This is a genomic window from Candidatus Enterococcus huntleyi (genome assembly GCF_009933175.1).
Classification (GTDB): domain Bacteria; phylum Bacillota; class Bacilli; order Lactobacillales; family Enterococcaceae; genus Enterococcus_K; species Enterococcus_K huntleyi.
In genome coordinates this window covers 73,483-92,932 of the sequence record NZ_MAEJ01000028.1, presented here as the reverse complement: position 1 = coordinate 92,932, position 19,450 = coordinate 73,483, and the positions used below count along the sequence as shown (strand labels likewise).

The 19,450-nt window shown below is 38.2% G+C and carries 16 protein-coding genes; 4 read left to right on the top strand and 12 right to left on the bottom strand.

Annotated features, from left to right (window positions below; translation table 11 throughout):
- Window positions 1-941 precede the first annotated feature (941 nt).
- Both BAU15_RS12280 and BAU15_RS12275 read right to left on the bottom strand, forming a co-directional pair.
- The gene (locus BAU15_RS12280) at window positions 942-2,357 is read right to left on the bottom strand and encodes a basic amino acid/polyamine antiporter (protein WP_161843041.1); all 1,416 of its coding nucleotides are present in this window, start codon (window positions 2,355-2,357) and stop codon (window positions 942-944) included.
- 17 nt (window positions 2,358-2,374) lie between these two features.
- Window positions 2,375-3,142 (bottom strand): dimethylarginine dimethylaminohydrolase family protein, encoded by a 768-nt coding sequence (locus tag BAU15_RS12275; protein WP_161843040.1) that lies wholly within the window; start codon window positions 3,140-3,142, stop codon window positions 2,375-2,377.
- A gap of 505 nt (window positions 3,143-3,647) precedes the next feature.
- Here BAU15_RS12275 and BAU15_RS12270 point away from each other — a divergent pair.
- The 3 genes from BAU15_RS12270 (at window position 3,648) to BAU15_RS12260 (ending at window position 7,201) form a co-directional block, all read left to right on the top strand.
- Window positions 3,648-4,265: an ABC transporter ATP-binding protein gene (locus BAU15_RS12270; protein ID WP_161843039.1), complete on the top strand. Its 618-nt coding sequence runs from the start codon at window positions 3,648-3,650 to the stop codon at window positions 4,263-4,265.
- Window positions 4,262-5,464, top strand: a complete 1,203-nt coding sequence (locus BAU15_RS12265) for a hypothetical protein (RefSeq protein ID WP_161843038.1) — start codon at window positions 4,262-4,264, stop codon at window positions 5,462-5,464. The genes BAU15_RS12270 and BAU15_RS12265 overlap by 4 nt, the downstream gene beginning before the upstream one ends.
- A 231-nt stretch (window positions 5,465-5,695) precedes the next feature.
- Entirely contained in the window at window positions 5,696-7,201 is a 1,506-nt protein-coding gene (locus BAU15_RS12260) for a glycoside hydrolase family 43 protein (protein ID WP_161843037.1), read from the top strand.
- 194 nt (window positions 7,202-7,395) lie between these two features.
- Here the strand turns inward: BAU15_RS12260 and BAU15_RS12255 are convergent, their stop codons facing one another.
- On the bottom strand, window positions 7,396-7,872 hold the full coding sequence (locus BAU15_RS12255; protein ID WP_161843036.1) for a hypothetical protein: 477 nt from the start codon (window positions 7,870-7,872) through the stop codon (window positions 7,396-7,398).
- Window positions 7,873-7,892: 20 nt separating this feature from the next.
- Window positions 7,893-8,099, bottom strand: coding sequence for a helix-turn-helix transcriptional regulator (locus BAU15_RS12250; protein ID WP_161843035.1), 207 nt, complete (start codon window positions 8,097-8,099; stop codon window positions 7,893-7,895).
- An 876-nt stretch (window positions 8,100-8,975) separates the two neighbouring features.
- Here BAU15_RS12250 and BAU15_RS12245 point away from each other — a divergent pair.
- Entirely contained in the window at window positions 8,976-9,605 is a 630-nt protein-coding gene (locus BAU15_RS12245; protein ID WP_161843034.1) for an SDR family oxidoreductase, read from the top strand.
- Window positions 9,606-9,685: 80 nt separating this feature from the next.
- Here the strand turns inward: BAU15_RS12245 and BAU15_RS12240 are convergent, their stop codons facing one another.
- The 8 genes from BAU15_RS12240 to aroA form a co-directional block, all read right to left on the bottom strand.
- On the bottom strand, window positions 9,686-11,341 hold the full coding sequence (locus tag BAU15_RS12240) for a glycoside hydrolase family 13 protein (RefSeq protein ID WP_161843033.1): 1,656 nt from the start codon (window positions 11,339-11,341) through the stop codon (window positions 9,686-9,688).
- Window positions 11,342-11,516: 175 nt separating this feature from the next.
- Window positions 11,517-13,766: an AAA family ATPase gene (locus tag BAU15_RS12235; RefSeq protein ID WP_161843032.1), complete on the bottom strand. Its 2,250-nt coding sequence runs from the start codon at window positions 13,764-13,766 to the stop codon at window positions 11,517-11,519.
- A gap of 15 nt (window positions 13,767-13,781) precedes the next feature.
- Window positions 13,782-14,261, bottom strand: a complete 480-nt coding sequence (locus tag BAU15_RS12230) for a DUF6530 family protein (RefSeq protein ID WP_161843031.1) — start codon at window positions 14,259-14,261, stop codon at window positions 13,782-13,784.
- A gap of 195 nt (window positions 14,262-14,456) precedes the next feature.
- The gene (locus BAU15_RS12225; RefSeq protein ID WP_161843030.1) at window positions 14,457-15,305 is read right to left on the bottom strand and encodes a DegV family protein; all 849 of its coding nucleotides are present in this window, start codon (window positions 15,303-15,305) and stop codon (window positions 14,457-14,459) included.
- 86 nt (window positions 15,306-15,391) lie between these two features.
- Window positions 15,392-16,612 (bottom strand): LCP family protein, encoded by a 1,221-nt coding sequence (locus BAU15_RS12220; protein WP_161843029.1) that lies wholly within the window; start codon window positions 16,610-16,612, stop codon window positions 15,392-15,394.
- A gap of 179 nt (window positions 16,613-16,791) precedes the next feature.
- Window positions 16,792-17,643: a prephenate dehydratase gene (pheA, locus tag BAU15_RS12215; protein WP_161843028.1), complete on the bottom strand. Its 852-nt coding sequence runs from the start codon at window positions 17,641-17,643 to the stop codon at window positions 16,792-16,794.
- Window positions 17,644-18,150 carry a shikimate kinase gene (locus BAU15_RS12210; protein ID WP_161843027.1) on the bottom strand — a complete coding sequence of 169 codons (507 nt, stop codon included), beginning with the start codon at window positions 18,148-18,150 and terminating at the stop codon, window positions 17,644-17,646. It abuts the gene before it with no gap.
- Window positions 18,147-19,439: a 3-phosphoshikimate 1-carboxyvinyltransferase gene (gene aroA / locus BAU15_RS12205; RefSeq protein ID WP_161843026.1), complete on the bottom strand. Its 1,293-nt coding sequence runs from the start codon at window positions 19,437-19,439 to the stop codon at window positions 18,147-18,149. Before aroA ends, BAU15_RS12210 begins: the two co-directional genes overlap by 4 nt.
- Window positions 19,440-19,450 lie beyond the last annotated feature (11 nt).

Sequence of the window (19,450 nt, the reverse complement as noted above, 5' to 3'; positions counted from 1 at the left end):
TTATTCTAGTATTCGGGAGTAATGTAATGAGTTGTATAATAGTATGTATCTTGAATATTTCTTTAAATCGTTCGTTTTACGTGTTCGTTTGCTCATTTTTAGCTAAAAAGTGATAATTTCTCACTATAGCTAACTATTATTTAACTTGTTGTTAGTTTTGCGTTAGGTTTTATATTTGTTTGTCTTTTATATTGTTTAGATGAATCCTCGTACGAAGTATTTGTAATACAATGTCCCAAATAATTTTTTAAAGATCAGCAACTCCGTGTTTAGATAAGCCAGGTTACACTAACTTATAGATCATTACATAGCTAACTTGATTCTTAGTATGAACAATGATGCATCATGCGGTATCGTGCTGAGCATCTAATAGATTTAGTCATTTTGCGGTAACAATTAATGAGTAGCGTTTATAGTTGGCATTGGTTCGATAAATGAACAAGTTTATCGTGCTTAGAATGACTAATTGCTTTAATAGGATTGGTATCCATTAAATGCTGCTGAATCATCGATTGTTTACGGATGCTGCTAAATTGTCTAAAGTATTATCTGATAACCAGAAAAATTTATGGTAATTTGTGAAGTATTCACAAGACTATAACAAACAACTCATTTACTCTTTAAATGAATAGAATAAATGAGTTGTTTGTTATTATTTATGACTGATGCCTCATAGAATGTCATTTGATAGATTATTTTTCGTTATTCTCTGTTGTCCGGTTGTCGCATCGTAATTTAGTAATCGATGTAGTCCCACTAATCTCACAGCAGTTTTAATTCAGTAATCAGTTTACATTCTTTTAGACCTCTGATACTTTAGCACATCCGGTTACTTTACTGATAACGCTGAACCTCCCCTCTTTCCTTCTATACTAAGCTTGTCGTATATTCTTAGATTTTATAGAAAGTAAAGTATAGAAGAAAACATCGACAACAGCTTCTTATAGCATACCGAATTTTGAAAATTGAAAGATGCCATAGAGAAATAATAAACTAATCAGACTGAAGATGGCCCATTCATACTTGTTGAATAAATCTGTCGAATTCTTCTTTTTTACATAGATGTACATTACAGACCCTGGGCAAAGAGTCAAAATAGTTAGCATAAAATACAGTGTTCCTGAACCATAGATGAGCCAAAACATGTAGAGCGTTGCTAGGACACCTATTAGGATATCTTTTGATAAAAGCTTCTCTTTTAGTTGAATGGATAGTTTAATTTGGTACAATGCAACACAAGTGTATGGTAATAAAATAGTTGCTGAAGATAGTTTAGACAGCAACGAGTAAGCTTCGTCTGTAATCAAAAAACTTAGCAGTAAAACTTGAACGATTAAGGTAATAATCGTTACAGAATGCGCTGGGACATTGTTCTTGTTTTGTTTGCTAAAAATTTTAGGAAATAACTGACTAATACTTGCTTGAAAGGCAACTTCTTCTGCTAATAAAGTAGTCGCAATCCAAGCACCGAAAATCGAAATAATGACACCCGTGTTCACAATGATCGCACCTGTTTTCCCGATAATTGCTTCTAGAACATAGGCCATTGCCGGGTTGGGTATATTTTGCAACTGTGTTTGCGAAAAAACACCATAAGAAAAAACAGTAATAAAAATGTAGATTAGGGTAACGGAAATAAAACCTAAAATTGTCGCTTTACCGACATCACTTCGTTTTTTTGCACGTCCGGAAAAGACAATCGCCCCTTCTATTCCGATAAAGACCCAAACAGTGGATAGAACGGTCCCTTTTAATTGCTCAAGAATTGAAATTGGTACTTGGTTACTATCGAAGGCTGTGAAAAAGTTTGAGAAAAAGAGTTCTTTTTGGAAGCCGAAGAATAAACACACAATAAAAATTAAGATAGGCACTAATTTTGCTATCGCAACTACTGTATTGAGTAGCGTCGCTTTGTCCAAACCTTTCAAAATCACATAATGGATCAGCCACAAGACAACCGTTGCACCTATAATAGAAGGAATATTTTGACCATTTCCAAAAATCGGGAAAAAGTAAGCCAAGGCACTAAATAATAGCGTGCCGAATGCAACATTCGCTACAATAACAGAAATCCAGTAACCCCATATCGCGTTGAATCCAATGTAATCGCCAAATCCAGCTTTGGCATAAGAAAATATTCCAGCATCCAAATCGGGTCGTTTGATGCTCAATCGTTGCATACAAAAGACCAACGCACCCATGCCTAGCCCAGTAATTAGCCAGCCAATGATTGTAATACCTGCAGATGCAGTGGTGGCCATCTCTTTCATAAGGTTAAAAATTCCTGCGCCAATAATCGCGCTAATAATGATCCCGACTAAAGAAAATAAACCTAATTTTTTCTCTCCCTTTTCCATTCACAATCCCCCTCGTTTTAGAATCTTAATGACAAGCAACTTAACCCACCATCAATTTTCCGATATTCCGATGTGTCTACCACTAGAACTTTATACCCTAATGCTTCAATCTTACTCTGTATTTTTGGGTAGCCTTTTGGCACGAGCACCGAATCATTTACCCAAATACAGTTAGCACCATAAGCTTCATCTATTTCAACATTTAATTTGTTGAACTTTTCAAAGGTTGGCGAAGTTTGGAATTCACCAGCAACTAATAAATTATTATTTTCTAGGTAAGCCAGTCCTGTTTTAAGATGAAGGACTTCTTTTAGCGGAACAACTTCACCTGACAAACCGTATTTCTCAAGGATTGCTATCAACTGAGCCGCTCCTTCAGCATTAGTCCGAGCAGATAAACCGATATAAAAGTGATCGCCGACCATCATAATGTCCCCTGCTTCGACTGTTCCTGGGGCTTCGATTTTTTCAACATGCTCATAAAAGCTATGTAGTGCTTGGGTCATATCCTCGAGTTCGGCTTCTTTTTGTCGAGTCGGTGCACCGGGCCGTGTGATAATCGCACATTTACTGGTACATAGCGCCACGTCTTCGACGAAACAAGAGTCAGGAAACTCGTCAACAGGTTCTAAAACCGTCACGTTTACACCGGCTTTAGTCAAGGCACTGACATAGTTTTCATGCTGAACCAATGCCTTACTATAAATTGGCTGCCCTTCATCAATACTAGTAATTCCTTCAGAAATAGTTGTAGCAGGTATACGAACAATTGCGTTTTTAAACATATTTTAACCACCTTTTTTAATATTTATTCATTAATTTATCATTTATTTTTTATTTATGCAATAGTTTTTCGTTTTAAATATAATTATTTTTTGTTTTGACCTAAGCTTTTTATGGATTTTCTTTGGTTTTTTAGGAATTAATATTAAAATAATATAAGCTGTCAATTTTTTTCTTCTGATTAATAATATACATAAAAATACATTGTGATATTTTTTAGATTCCTATACAACTATCATTATTTTATACGTAGTCAGGCTCCCCCTTTTGTAGTCAAGTGTCGATTAATGCGTAAATTTTAGAAATATCTCGCTGATTTTATATAAAACTCGAATTATATATCATTATATTTATTGGATTTATTAAGTTTTGTTATAAAATGGGCATGGATGGTTCTTAATTCAAGCATTCTTCCGTATGATTAAGAGGTATTATTTTAATTAGGAACAAGACGAGTTAGGGAAATGAAAGGGTGATGGGATGTTACAGATAAGAAATTTAAGGCTGATGACAAATGTTTTGCTGGCAGATCGAATTGAGTTTGATTTACATAAAGGCAGAATCTATGGACTTTCGGCACCAAATGGCAGTGGAAAATCGACCTTATTACGAACAATAGCTGGGGTTAGGAATGAGAAAATTGGGCATGCTAAGCTGATTGAAAAGGACCAAAAGCTTTCCGCTAAAGAAGTAAAAAAATTAATTTATTATTTTGAGTCCTCGACTTGGTTTAATCCGGCACTTTCTGGCTGGGATTATCTACAGCTGGTTTGTGGACTGTGGAAATCGGATAAAAAATACATAAAAGAAGCCATCGATTATTGGCAAATGGACTCATTTATACATACACCGATAAAAAAGTATTCTTTGGGAATGAAACAAAAAGTATTGCTTTCGTTATATATGGTTGCCAATGCAGACTATTGGTTGCTAGATGAACCGACGATTGGCTTAGACAGAGCCAGTATCAAAAGATTTGAAGAACTATTAGCAATCAAAAAGGCTGAAGGCAAAGCCATTCTATTTTCAGCGCATGAGAGTGAAGAATTTTTCTCTATTTGTGACCAACAGTTTCGCCTCGAATTAGGCATTTTTAAACTACTGGATGCTGAGGTGAGCGCATGAAAAATTATTCGATGTACTTGCTGAAGACAGCCTTAAAAACTCGGTTAAACCTAATTCCGCTACTCTTACCCGTGATTATAGTCCTTGTGTTGTTCTCATTAAATATGAGATCCTCTGCAACAGCTGGCTATGTACATGACAAAACTCGGGAAGCTGCGATGAGAGAAACTAGTTTGATGAACCTTGAATCTGTGCTAGAGGATGAAGAAATGCCTAAAGCAGAACGAGAAGAATTGATGGACGGCCATAAACAAACAGAAGCTAGACTAACACTTCTTAAAGACTTAATATCATTTGCTCAGCAAGGAAACTGGCAAGAGGCTCTTGCTATTGAGACAGATTTGATGGAACAGTATGACTTGCCAACCGTGAACGATCCTGAGTACGAAAGAAATACAGCGTCCGTATCAGGAATCAATCTAGCAACTGAGCAACAAATAGTGATGACGGCGTATGAAACGTACAAAAAGCTAGGTGAGTTGAACTTAGCACCTGAGATGTCAGGGCAAGAGAAAACGGGTCTGGGTTATATGTATCGCATGATGGATTCGGTCTACCCTATCATTTTCTCGATTTGTTTGATTGCCTTATTGAGTAGCGTGTTATGTGTAAGTATGATCGATAGGCTTGATATTGAAGATAGTTTTCCTCAATCAGCCATGCGTTTCCATACACAAAAAAGCGGCTTTCTGATGTTATTTGGTTTTGCCTTTTACTTATTCTTTTTGCTCGTCCCTTTAGTGATTGCGGGAATTACAGGCGGCATCGGTTCTCTTCACTACCCTATCAGTAAACAGACGGTTGGTTATACTGGACTGCTGAGTCTGAGTGAGATTATTTTGAAAGCTGGCCTCTTACAGGTGTTAGCCATTGTCTTCGTTGTTTTGATTGTCTATTTGATTGCTGATCTGACAAGAAGTAATCTGTCGACGTTGTTCATCTCAATCGTAGCGATTATCGGTTTAGTTATAGCAACGGGCTACTTTGAACCACTCAATGGAATTCTCCATGTCTTACCAACCACTTATTTTCATTCGGTTAGTGTGATTACTGAAAGCTTAGTTTCAATGACGGGCAACGCACAAATTAGCTTTCAAATGGGGATTATTGTCTTAAGTTTCTCTAGTCTGTTGGTTTATGGATTACTGATGATAATGAAATATTCTCGTGAAAAAAGACAGTTATTCTTCCAGCAATAAATAATGAGCTCACTTGAGAAAACCGCTGCTACGGGTTTCTCAAGTTTTTTATTTAAACTGCTAGCTATTTGTGCGAATGAGTTTCTGTCAGTACCTTGAACAAAATATTTATTTAGTTAGTCGCTGATTTAGCGCTCAACCACTAATTTGTCCATGATGATGTCTATTTTTTCCCTATCAAAGGGTAGTAATTCATGGTAATTTTAGGAAAAGAGAACTGGAGGCGTTTACATGAAATTTAATAACCCAATTATTACAGGCTTTAATCCGGATCCGAGTATTTGTCGTGTCGGAGAAGATTTTTATTTAGTAACAAGCTCCTTTGAATATTTTCCTGGGCTTCCGCTTTACCACAGCAAGGATTTAGTCAATTGGGAGCAGATTGGACATTGTATTACTCGAAAGACTCAGATTCAGCTGTCAAATCAGGCACCTAATGCGTTTGGTCTTTATGCTCCGACGATTCGTTATCATGAAGGGCGTTTTTATGTTGTCTGTACGAATGTACCAAATCAAGGAAACTTTTTGATTTGGACAGATGATATTTTAGGTGAATGGTCAGATCCTATTTTCTTAGATTTGCCAGGTATCGACCCTTCCCTACTCTTTGATACGAATGGAAAAGTTTATTACACGGGCACGCACAAAGAAATTTACCTTTGTGAAATTGATTTGGAAACAGGCAAAACATCGCCTAGAGTAAATATTTGGGAAGGAATTGGCGCCGCTGACCCAGAAGGCCCTCATTTGTATCAAAAAGATGATTATTACTATTTGGCTATCTCTGAAGGCGGTACTGGTTATGGTCATATGTTTACCATGGCTCGTAGCAAACAAATTGAAGGTCCCTATCAACCCTATGAAAATAATCCAGTCCTAACTAATCGTAGCCTGCCTTCAGCAATTCAAGCCATCGGTCATGCCGATTTAGTACAAGATTCAAATGGAAATTGGTGGGCTGTTTGTCTAGGAATTCGTCCATTGAATGAATTCCCAAAACGACATCTTTTAGGTCGTGAAACCTTCTTAGTCCCAATCGATTGGTCAGGTGAATGGCCGGTTTTTGGTAATAATGGAGCTGTTGATTTAGAAATGGTTGGGCATGAGTTACCTGAAGCACCCGTCGCACAACTTCCTTCAAAAGAACAATTTGGAAAAGAGACTTTACGACTAGCCTGGAACACTTTATATAAGAACGATTCAGCACACATCTTCCAAGATGCGCATGGTTTACAATTAGTGGGTCAAAAAAATACGTTGGATGATCAAGAAAATGTGACTTGGATTGGGCGCCGTCAGCAGGCATTCGATTGCCAAATGACCGCTAAATTTGATAGTTCAAATCTTGTGGAAGGTGCCGAAGTCGGCCTAACAGTCTTCTTAAATCGTGCCCATCACTACGAGATTGCGGTCCAAAGACAATCATCTGGAATCAAAGCCTTGTTGCGCCAACGGATCGGTGAATTGTCTGGCGTCACAAAGGAACTTGTCGTTGAAGAAATAAATGATACGCTTTATTTACAAATAAGTGCCAATCCGAAAACCTATCAGTTTGCAGCCGGCACGGAGGAAGAAATGCTACAGACAATCGGTGAGGCATCTAATCGATACGTTACCACTGAAGTCGGTGGCGTCTTCACAGGAGTCTTTTTAGGCATGTATGCCACTGGAAATGGGCAAGACCTAACTGAGCCAATCACTTGTGAATGGTGTGAATATATAGAAAATAAAGAATAAGCTAAATAATAAAATAAGCAACAAAACAGAGCAAGCTGATTTTCTCAACTTGCTCTGTTTTTTGGGAACTTATCTATACACATCTCTACGATGACCGATTTCAAGGATCAAGATTGAGGTCAAATGTCAAATATTTAAAAGTTTTATACAGGGACATTCAGTGAAGTGATATTCTGACCGTGATAATTTTAAGACTAAATTTTATTGTCGAGAATAATCCAAGCAACTAAATAAGTTAAAAATGTAATTATCAAACAACTACCGATAGCTATCAAGGGTACGATGCGTAAAGTAGTTGATGAAGTGATAAACATGCTAGCAAACATGGAGCCTACAAAGGCAATCGCTAAAAAATAGACCAACACTCGATAAGTTACTTTAGCAGCTTCTGCCCCAACAAGTATTTCCCTCTCATCATGTGCACTAAACTCTCCAGCTTTCTTATTATACCCATCTTCAATTCCAACCTTCTTAGCATAAAATGATCTTCCTAATGAGAATAAAATTATACCGACAATAAAGAGGAACCAAGTGTAATTAAAATTCATTTCAGAACTGAAGCTTTCATAACTTGAACTAACTTTTGATATAGCCACTGTTTGGCAACTTGCTATAAGTAGAATGACTGTTAGTACAATATTCCCTAATTGCTCAAAAACCACTTTTTTCATAATACACACTCCATAATAATTTATTTTTCTTCTTCTAATTTAAAAATTTCCGTAATTTCGACGTCTAACACTCTAGCAATCTGAAATGCTAATAAAAGTGAAGGTGTGTAGTTTCCTTTTTCCAAGGAATTTATTGTTTTGCGAGACACACCTACCTTCTTAGCTAGTGCTTCTTGAGTTAGTTTTCTTTCTTTTCGAAATTGCTGGACTTCATTTAAAATTATCATAATTTGCTCCTTTAAAAGAGAAGTTAACTTCTCTTTACACTATTTTATATTTCCTGAAATGAGAAGTCAACTACTCTTTTTTGTTTTTTTTTACTATAATCATTGGTGTGATTATGGAAAAACTAACTAATTACAGGGATTAAAATTATTTTTGATTAATCAAAAAAAGCCAATCAATTTAGACTGACTTTCTTCAAATAAACATTAATTTTGTCGATTTGATTTTTGTTTATAGTAAATGTTTTTTAAAACCTCAGCAACTCCGGCAACTACAATCGCTATAATAATGCGAAGCAGCCAGTTACTGGTATAATCCGTCAGTCGCAATAGTATGAAGACTACAAGAAAAGTATATAGAAAACTCGCTTTTTTGCTCATATAGGATCTCCTTTCACAAAAATTTCTAAGTATGTAATGTATACTTGCGTAATAAAACGCTTTTAATTATTTTTTGACATAACTACTCTGACCAATTCGTTAAATTAAGAAAGTAAATGAATTTTAGTATATATATTGTATCATATTTAGACGGATATAATTAGGAGTTTATTGAGGGGTACTGCTGCTTAATATCCATCCGCATCATCAAAAATATTGTTTATAATAATTTGGTTATGTAAACTTTGTGTTTGTTTATTGTAAGAATTGAGACAAATAGACAGATATTCAGCATGAACTAAAATGTAAATTGGCACGAATGATAGCAACGTAGATAATAGAACTTCTCCGGTTTATCATAGTTCTCTAACCGGCAGCAGGTATTTTTATTTAGCCTTCCGGACTTGATAAAGCTACTTACTTTACATAAGTAAAAATAGCGCCTATTATGGAGTTAGCATACCAATCAAATTTATGATAGAAAAGGATGAATAACTGATGAAATTAGGAATTATTGCTGCAAATGGAAAAGCTGGACAAGCGATTGTGAATGAAGCTCTATCAAGAAATCTAGATGTGACGGCAATTGTTCGTGGCGAAAACAAAACGGCTGCGACAAAAATGTTGAAGAAAGATTTATTTGATTTAACCTATGAGGATGTCAAAGAATTTGATGTTTTAATTGATGCTTTTGGTGCATTTACACCTGAAACTTTGCCTCAACATACCACGTCTATTGTCCATTTGACCGATATATTGAATGGTAAAACGAATCGCTTATTGGTGGTTGGTGGCGCTGGAAGCTTATACACCGATGCCACACATACGACACAATTGATGGAGGGCAAAGATTTTCCGGCTCCGTTCTATCCACTAGCTTCAAATATGTCTGAAGCTTTAGCTGTTTTACGTACAAAAGAAACGGTTAATTGGACGTATTTGAGTCCTGCTGCTGACTTTCAAGCTGATGGTGAACGTACTGGAGAGTATTTATTGCGCGGCGAGGAATTTTCAGTCAACGATCAAGGGGAAAGTGTTATTAGCTACAAGGATTATGCGATTGCGATGATCGATGAAGCTGTTTCAGGTCATCATGTCAGAGAACGCATCTCTGTGTTGAAAAAATAAAGAGCTAGCTCTAAAAAAGCAAAAAAGATATCGGCTGATTTCAAAAATCAGTGATATCTTTTTTGTCTAGTCTCTAGTACTTAACGAGCTACACCTCTCGCGAATAGTTGCGCTTCATAAGGGTTTAAAGTAATTATTTTCTCGATTGAAGTGCCTGGCGTTTGATTACCCAGGATTGGCGTCCAGTGATAAGTGGAGATTTCTTCTGGAAACTCAACCACAGCTGGCGTTTCTGTTAGATTAACAACCACCAAATAGTGTTCGTCCGCTAAACTTCGTTCGTAGACAAAGACTTGGGGATGTTTTGCTAGATAATGTGTAAATGAGCCGTAAATTAAGGTATCTGAATTTTTTCGAACAGCAATTAATTTTTTGTAGAAATTCAGAATTGATTCAGCTTCATCCTTCTGGCGGTCAACATTGATTTCAACAGCATTTGGATTGGTTAAAAGCCACGGTTTTTGTTTTGAGAAACCGGCATGCTTGTCAGCTGTCCACTGCATCGGTGTTCGGCTGTTGTCACGCGTTGTTTTTCCGACAATTCGTAAGGCTTCTTCGTTCGTACGACCTTCTTCTAGTAGCCGGAAATAAAAGGCGCGTGAGTCGACCGCATCAATTTCATCGATGCTGGTATAGGGATAGTTGGTCATGCCAATCTCTTGGCCTTGATAAATGAACGGGGTTCCTTGCAAGAAGAAATACATTAAGGCGATGGCTTTGGCTGATTCTTGCCAATAGTCTGTGTCGTTGCCAAATGCCGAAACAGAGCGTGGTACATCATGATTTTCCATGTACAAAGCATTCCAACCTTGCCCATCTAAAGCTAATTGCCAAGTGGCTAAAGCATGTTTTAATTGAACCACATCTAAATTACCGGTTTCTTCTTTATTCCACAGAGAAATGTGATCAAATTCGAAGATCATGTTAAAATAACCATCCTCCCCGACCCATTTAGGCGCTTGAGTAGCTGAGACACCGCTAGCTTCGCCGACAGTCATAATATCGTATTGGTTAAATAGGTCACGTAAGTCTTCTAAGTGTGTTTCAATGCCAGGCACATTCATGAAAGGATCAAAGGGATGATTGGCTGGTTTTGTCTGATAAGGCGCTTTTTTGATGTGCGAGATAGCATCCAAGCGGAACCCATCAATGCCTTTATCTAGCCAGCGTTTAATCATCGCAAAGACTTCGTTTTTCAAAGCTTCATTTTCCCAATTTAAATCAGGCTGTTCCTTAGCGAAGACATGCATATAATATTGTTGAGTCTCTTCATCATATGCCCAAATTGAGCCACCAAATATTGATTCCCACTTTGATGGCGGCTGATTATCGGGTGTTCCATCAGCCCAAATATAATAGTCACGATACGGATTGTCCAAACTTTTCTTTGATTCAATAAACCATTCATGTTGATCAGACGAATGATTGATGACTAAATCCATAATTATTTTAATGCCGTGCGCATGGGCTTCTTCTAAGAGTAAATCAAACTCTTCCATCGTCCCAAATTCGTCCAAGATGGCTTCGTAATCACTGATATCATAGCCGTTGTCGACGTTCGGTGAAGCATAAATCGGATTAATCCAAATAAAATCGATGCCTAAATCGACTAGATACGGCAGCTTTTCACGAATGCCATTTAGATCACCAATCCCGTCATTATTGCTATCATAGAAACTGCGTGGGTATATTTGATAGCCAACTGCTTCTTTCCACCAGGCATTTGTTTGTTCCATAAGTGTCCCCTCCATTAGCTAAAAACTTCTCCCCCAGTATAAATGAAATAATCATTTAATAGTTCTTGTTAACGGTAACAGAATACAGCATAATTTTTTAATTAACAATAAATAGGTTATGTAAACAAAAACAACTCTTCTGCTCTTTTTGTGAGTGAAGAGTTGCTTTTTAGATTTAGAGATAGCGTGCGATTAATTGAATCATTCGCTCAGGGAAGGTTTCTAAATCGCCACTGTCTAGATAACGATTCTCCCCATAGATTTCTTTGATTACTTCTTTGTCTTGCCCAATCGCCGCGGATAAAAAGAGAATTCCTTGTCGTTCGTATTCTTTTAAGACTGCTTGGATATCCTCTTTGGCTTTGGCACCTGTGTAATCAGGCAATGCTTTAGGTTGCCCGTCACTAATGGTTAGTAAAAGCTTGGTTGTTGCTGTTTGCTTCTCTAATTTGTCCGCTAATATTTTTAGGACTACGCCATCGCGGTTGTTTTGTCGTGGCTTCATCGCCATGATTTTGGCATCCACATAGTCAAATGAATCATCAAACTCTTTGTACGAGAATAATGAAGTCTTTTCTCGAGCTGAGACATCTGCTGTATCCCCATAGATGACTAAAGGGATCGCTAGACGTTTGGCAAATTCAGCAATCGCTAAGGTTGCTAATTGGGCGCTAGTCATTCGACCATCACGAATCATAGAACCCGATTCATCGACACGAATAGCTAAGGCTAAGGATGGCTCTTCATGAGGCGGATTCTTCTTGTCAAAGTTTTTAAAATCTCCGTAAGCAATCCGGCTAGCATTAAAGCGATGGCCTTCAACTTTGCCTGTCTGATAGGTGGAACTGACTTCTTTATCCAGTAAGTCGAGAACTTTTCTACTCAATCGATCAACGATTGGCAAAATCTTCTGTTTGGCTTCTCTGGCTGTCAGTTGATCTGCTTTGGTAAATGAGGGGCGATGCACAATTAAGCCTTCTTTTGCATGCATCGTTTCTTTGAGAACTTGTCGCGCTTCTTTATTCAGCTGCCGTTTCTTTTCTTTGTCGAAAGCTTCCATCTCTGAAGGCGACATCCCCGTTTCTTCCTCTAGCTCTTCCGCTTCTTTTTCGTCACCAGTCGCTGTTAGGTCTTGGCTTTTCTTTTTTTCGTTGACCTCTAGCCCCTCTTTGCTATTCTCTTCTTCTGAATCGTTAGTATCATCAGAGCCTTCTTCCGTGGCGTCACTAGTCAGTTCATCGTTTGAATTAACAAGGCTAGCCTCTTCTTCCTCTGTTTGGTCAATGTTTCGTAAATCAGCTTCTGCTGCTGAGATTTTTCGACCAGAAATTTTTGGTTTCTCCCCTTTAAATTCCTGCAAAGGATTTTTCTGAAGTAGCATCAAAAGCTCAGTTAGATAGCCACTTTCTTCTAAAGCTTGTTCAAGAATGGCCAGTTCATCTGGATCAGTCGTTAGCTTATAGAATACTTTTGGATAAATGGTTTCTAAAGGATTTTGCTCTTGACGTAAAGTATTGACCCAGTAAAAATAAGAACGCATGCCTGCGACGCCTTTTATAGCATTAGCTTTGGCTGTTTGATCCAACAGACGAATAATTTCAGCCATCTTTAACAGCAATTCTGGTTCATTGACACCAGTCTTGGCTTGGGCTCGTTCAGTCATAACGGATAACGCAGGTAAATCCATTTTTTCTGCATGTTGCATCCGGTCTCTCAAGGATTCATTGAGTGGACGATTGCCCTGATAATTGCGATTTGTCGTAATCACTACGACACAATCACTATGTCTTTGGACAATCCCGGTAGGAATATTCAGCATGCCGTGACTTTCTAAGGCTGAATTTAAGGCCACCAAGACGGACGCATCGCGGATGACAGTCGGTTCTTGGATCTCTAATAGATAGCCTTTTTCCATCGCTCGAACGATTTCAGAAGGATAAAACTTATAGTGCACGACTTCTTGCTCGCGTTCTTCCACTCGCTGAATCAGCTGTGTCAGGCGCTCTTTAGCCGTTTCTTTTGGAATACTATAATGTTGTTGAATTAATTGTAAGACAGCATCAAATGAATCAGTCTGATGGATTGCTTCTAATAGATCACTGTCCAAGTCGTCATCGGTTGCGACAATTGGTAATAGGGCACCGAATATATCGGATTTATCCATATCAGCGAAACAGGTGACTTTAGTATAAGGTAGCTGTAGATCAGCTGATAAGGCTTTTGCTAGCTGGGTCTTTCCAGAGCCTGCATCGCCTTCTAATAAAATATTAAACAGCTTCATCTCTGGATCGTCCCAGTTTGTTCTAATCTCCTGGGCAATCCGTAACTCTTCTTGACTAGTTTGATGACTGGCAGGCTTTTGCCAAATCATTTGCTGCTCCAGTCTTGAAAAGATTCGGCCCTCCGTTACGGAATAAGCGGTCATCATAAAAACTCCTTTTTAATAGCCAGCTTCATCTAATAAACGTTTTAGCACACGCATCCGTTCACCGATCAGCTCGCCCTCTTTTTGTAATGTATCGTAGTAAAGTAAAATATCTTCGTCAATCATTGGATTATCAGTATCCACTTCAACCGTCATCCGACCGCCTTGTAGGCCGATAATATCAATTTCAGGATTTTCTGGGTCATAAAATTTTTCGTGACGGTAGGCATCTTGAAAGTAAAGATTGCCACGAGCCACTAAGATAGCTAAATCAAGAATTCTGGTAATCGGTAATTCCTCTGATTGACGCGACCATTTTTCACCAGTATGACGCCACACTTTTGCAGAAATATCTACTTTCCCTCGGTCGTTCCATTGGGCTAAGCCTAAAGAAAGTCCTTTTGCATCTGAATTCAAGGCATTTGTGCCATCAATTTTATCGTAATCTTCGACAACTAGTACAGGTTTATGTTTTAAGTTCGTTGGAATTTTCATTATCTATCTAGCTCCTTTTTAGTAATTTACTAAGTTACTAAATTAGTAAATCAGTAATTTACTAGATTATATATGAAAGACAGAAAAAAATCAAAAAAATACGTCAGTATTTGTGATTCCAAAAAAAGACTTATCCGTAAACAATCAAAAGGTAACTTTCGATTATTTAAGATAAGTCTTTCTAAATATAATAAATTATTGCGCTGATATTGCTAGGCCAATCGCTTTTTCGCCCAAATGTGTCCCGATAACCGGGCCAAAATGGCCGATTTCGATTTCTGCCTCTGGGTATTGTTTTTGAAGTTTTTCTTTTTCTTCAATCGCTACTTCCAGATTATTTGCATGAATTACATATAATTTGACTGGATGCTCAATTTCACTATTGCGTAAACCAATAATTTTTTCAGCACGGGTAAAAGCTTTTTTAGTGGAACGAATTTTCTCAGATAGCACGATTTTACCTTCTTCAAAAGTCAAAATCGGTTTAATCTTCAATAAGCCACCAATTAAAGCCGCTCCATTGGTCAGACGTCCGCCACGAACTAAGTTGTTCAAGTCGTCAACAATCAGATAGGCATAGGTATTGTCGCGAATAATATCTATCTTAGCCAGAATCTCTTCTATAGTATCATCTGTTTCTGATCGATCTAAGGCAGCTTCCACCATATGTCCCATCGGCAAACTGGTAATTTTAGAATCATAAGGAATAATCGTCACGCCATCGATATCATCTTTGATACCATGTAACATGCCAACAAATCCTGAGATACCAGAAGATAGATGGATACTGATAATTGTGTCATAGCCTTTGTCTGCAATCGACTTGTATAGTTCCAAGACCTCTCCTAACGCTGGTTGAGAAGTGGTTGGAAACTCTTTACTATTTTTCAATAAATCGTAATATTCATCTGCTTCAATATCAATGCCTTCATTATAAATTTTACCATCCAAGATCACAGGTATTGGTATAACGAAGAGGTTTTCTTTTGATTTTATTCGTTCAGGCAGGTAGGCCGTACTATCTGTAACTACTGCTAATTTCATTTAAGTTCCTCGTTTCAAAGAAATTTCACTATTCAATATTAATAATAGCATAAATTGAAAAGCATTGAAAACAAATTTTCAGAAAATCAATTGGCAAAAAATGCTTGAATTGCTTGCTTATTTTGCTCTTTATCAATTACTAAGACACTCCCGGCATAATCGGAATTCCCATAGCTCCATGAATCTTTAATCGGTACGCTCAAACTATCGACCCCACCAGCCCCTTTTGCAACAGAGAAAGTGTTTTTCAATAAAAAGCTAGTCGGAATATTGGTTGAGGTATAGCCAATTGCTTTCCCAGCAGCTAACGGCAAGTTAATCAGCGTTAAAGGATTTTTCATTTGTGAAAAAATGGCTGACATGGTTTGTTGTTGGCGACGAACACGACCAAAATCGCCCTCTTCATCCATTCGGAACCGTGCGTATTGCAATAAGGTCAGTCCATCCATTTTTTGTGGTCCTTTTTTGATTGGCACTTCTAAGTGACTGCTCATATCCTTCTCAGCATCAATTTGGACACCATTTGGAAAGAGCGAATCGATGACCTTCTCAAAGGATTGAAAATCAACTTTGACATAATATTTACAGTCAATTCCAAAATTCTCAGCCAGTGTTTGTCTGACTAAATCTGCGCCACCAAAGGCATAGGCTGCATTAATTTTATTTTCACCAACTCCTGGAATTGTCACAAAGGTATCCCGCATAAATGAAATCATTTTCGGTTTCTTTGCCGCACCATCCAGTTGAATTACCATGATGGTATCCGCCCGCCCAGTCTCTTCCCCGCGACTATCACTACCAATAAGTAAAATATTATTTGCCTTATCAGCCCCTGTGACACCATTGAACGTTTCCAACTCTTCCTTTGGTAATGACGTATCATGTTCTGCACTATACTTACCGTAAGCAAACATGCCACCACAATACAGGATGAGCAATAGGAGTAAACTTCCTAAGAGTTTGAGTCCTCTCCGTTTTTTTCGCGGTTTCTTAATCTTCGGCTGTTTGCCTTTTTTCTGCGAACCAAAACCAGAATGATTATTATTAGTGGTTTTATTTGTTTGATACCTTTGCTGTTGTCGATCTTGTTGATGGGTTTGGTAGGTCTGTTGTTGCTGATATCTTTGCGATGATTGATAGTCGTTCCTCAACTCTTCAGGTTGTTCATCATACTCATTAAACTCATCAAATTCGTCATGGGCATCAAAGCGCTCTTGCGGGCGTTGTTTTCTAGGGGAAAAACCTTTTTTCTCAGTAGCTTTTTCCATTTCTTTATGTTTGTCTTTATAGCGATCCATTCGACTCATGATAGCTAGCCTCCATTTCTCTTCTACTCTAGCATACCCTAAGAAATAAAAGTTCCTAGTCTTTTTAACAAATTTTAACAGAAAAAAAACCTTCTGATTAATTTAAAAGTAAAATCAGATAAGGTTTAAATTGATTACATCAGTGGTTTGCATGAAATAACCTAAGGGACTTCCACACACTAAGTGGTTGTTACCACAGGATAAATGCCATATTGACCAAAAACTTTGACTTCGCCACCTAGTAGTTGAATTTCTTCTATCGCATTCTCTACAAGCGAGCGTGGTTTATTCATCTCGACATCTAGTAAAAAGAAATATTCTCCAAGACTCGTTTTTAGTGGGCGAGATTCAATTTTACTCAAGTCAATTTGGCGCCAACCAAAGGCTGAAAGTGCTTGAAGGAGTGAACCAGGTGTATTTAACGGCATCGTGATAGCTACAGTCATTTTTTCTTTCTTCATTGGCAAGGATAAAACAATCTCGGGCTGACCAATCACCCAAAAACGAGTATGGTTGATGGCAACGTCTTGAATATTTTCGGAAACAATGACTGTCTGATACATTTGGGCAGCACTTTTAGGGGCAATCGCACCAATCAACTCTTTCGGATGCTCAGCAACATATTGCGCAGCATAAGCAGTCGAAGGCGTTGATTCAATCTGAACATCTGGAAAATGTGCTTGAATAAAGTTAGCTGACTGAGCCAAAGCTTGTGGATGAGACATAATCTTCGTAATCTGCTGCCAGTCTGCTTGATTTTGCTTGGCAACCATCAATTGTTGATGAATTGGCAAAATCAGTTCGGCTCCTACTGGAATGAACGATTGGTGATAGAGATAATCAACCGTTGTGTTAACGGAACCTTCCAAGGTATTTTCAATAGGAACCACCGCAAGTTCGACATCTTTGTATTCAACTGCTTTAATACAAGCAGGAATGCTTGGAAATGGCACAAGCTGTTCGTTAGGAAAGCCTTTTTTGGCAGCTTGATAAGTAAAGGAGCTTTCAGGTCCTAGATAACCAACTTTCATTTACTCACCTACTTCAGCTAAAATAGTTTCAACAATCTCATCGGGTGTTTTACCTGTGGTCTCGACAATAATATTGGCACTTTCTTCATAGAAAGGAATCCGTGGCAGGTAAACTTGCTTAATCTCATCTGGACCTTTTGAAACGACTAATGGTCGCACCGTTTCTTTGTCTGCTTTCAGACGCTTGACTAATTCATCGGCATCCGTTTTTAAATAGACAACGGTTGGCATTTGATTGAGTAAACGGCGGTTCTCTTCTTTTAAAACGATCCCGCCACCAGTTGAAATAATATGTTCTAAATCTAATGATTTGGCTAGAATTTCCGTTTCTCTTTTGCGAAAGGCTTCTTCGCCGTATTGATCAAAGTACTCTTGGATGGTCATACCAATCTCTTGGACAATCAAATCATCAAAATCAATCTGCTCCAGACCTGTTTTTTGTGAGAGAATCTGACCAATTGTGGTCTTTCCTGCACCCATAAAGCCTATTAATACGATTCCGTTCATATAGCACCTCCAGGTAATAATTTCGTTAAATCGGTGAAAAAGTCAGGATAAGAAACGGAAACCGCTTCGGCTTGTTCTAACTCGACCTCGCCATCTGCTACTAATAAAGCAGCAATTTGTAGCATCATTCCAATTCTGTGATCACCATAACTCGTGACGTTGGCTCCATATAATGGCGTTGGACCATTGATGATTAAACCGTCGTCTGTCGCTTTAATTGAAGCGCCCATCTTGGTTAATTCTTTGGCTACTGCATCGATTCGGTTGGTTTCTTTGACTTTCAATTCTTGGGCATCGCGAATAATTGTCTGTCCATTCGCTTGTGTTGCTAGTAGTGCGATAATTGGTAATTCGTCGATTAAACGAGGAATAATGGCACCACCGATTGTTGTTCCGTGAAGTTCAGAGCTACGCGCCGTAATCGTTGCGGACTGATTGATTTCGTCGACTTGGCTCAGTTCAAGCGTGCCACCCATCGCTTCAATCACTTCAAGAATACCTGTTCGTGTCGGGTTAATCCCAACGTTTGTCAATTGAATCTTGCTATCTTTACAGAGTAAAGCAGCAACTAGGAAAAAGGCTGCTGAAGAAATATCTCCAGGCACAATCACTGTTTGGCTTTTCAAGGTTTGCGGGCCTTTTACATGAATATTCTTACCTTCGACCTTAATTGAGCCACCAAATTGACGAATCATTTCTTCCGTATGATTTCTTGAAGGCTCTTTTTCAATGACAACAGTCTCACCTTTGGCTTGCAGTGCTGCAAATAAGATGGCTGATTTGACTTGCGCACTAGCAACTGGCATCTCGTAAGTCATGGGAGCTAGATTTGCCTGTCCTTTAATGGTCACTGGTGGAAATTGTGTGTCTTCAAACCCAGAAATAGCGCCATTCATTTGATTGATTGGATCCATAACCCGTGCCATCGGACGTTTGTTTAAGGAAGCATCGCCAGTTAAAACGGTCGTAAAGTCTGTCCCAGCTAAAATCCCCATCATTAAACGGATGGTTGTCCCCGAATTACCAACATCAATTGGCGAATCGACAGGTTTTAAAGCAGCCAAACCTTGACCATACACACGAATGACGGTGCCATCATCTTCGATTGGTACACCCAAAGTTTTAAAAGCATTTAGTGTCGATAAACAATCTTCTCCGCGAAGAAAATTATGAATCGTAGTTGTCCCATGGGCCATCGCACCAAACATAATACTCCGATGAGAAATAGATTTATCTGCAGGAATCACTAGCGTTCCTTGTAAATTTTGCTTATTAGTTACGAGTTTCATTCAGTCACTTC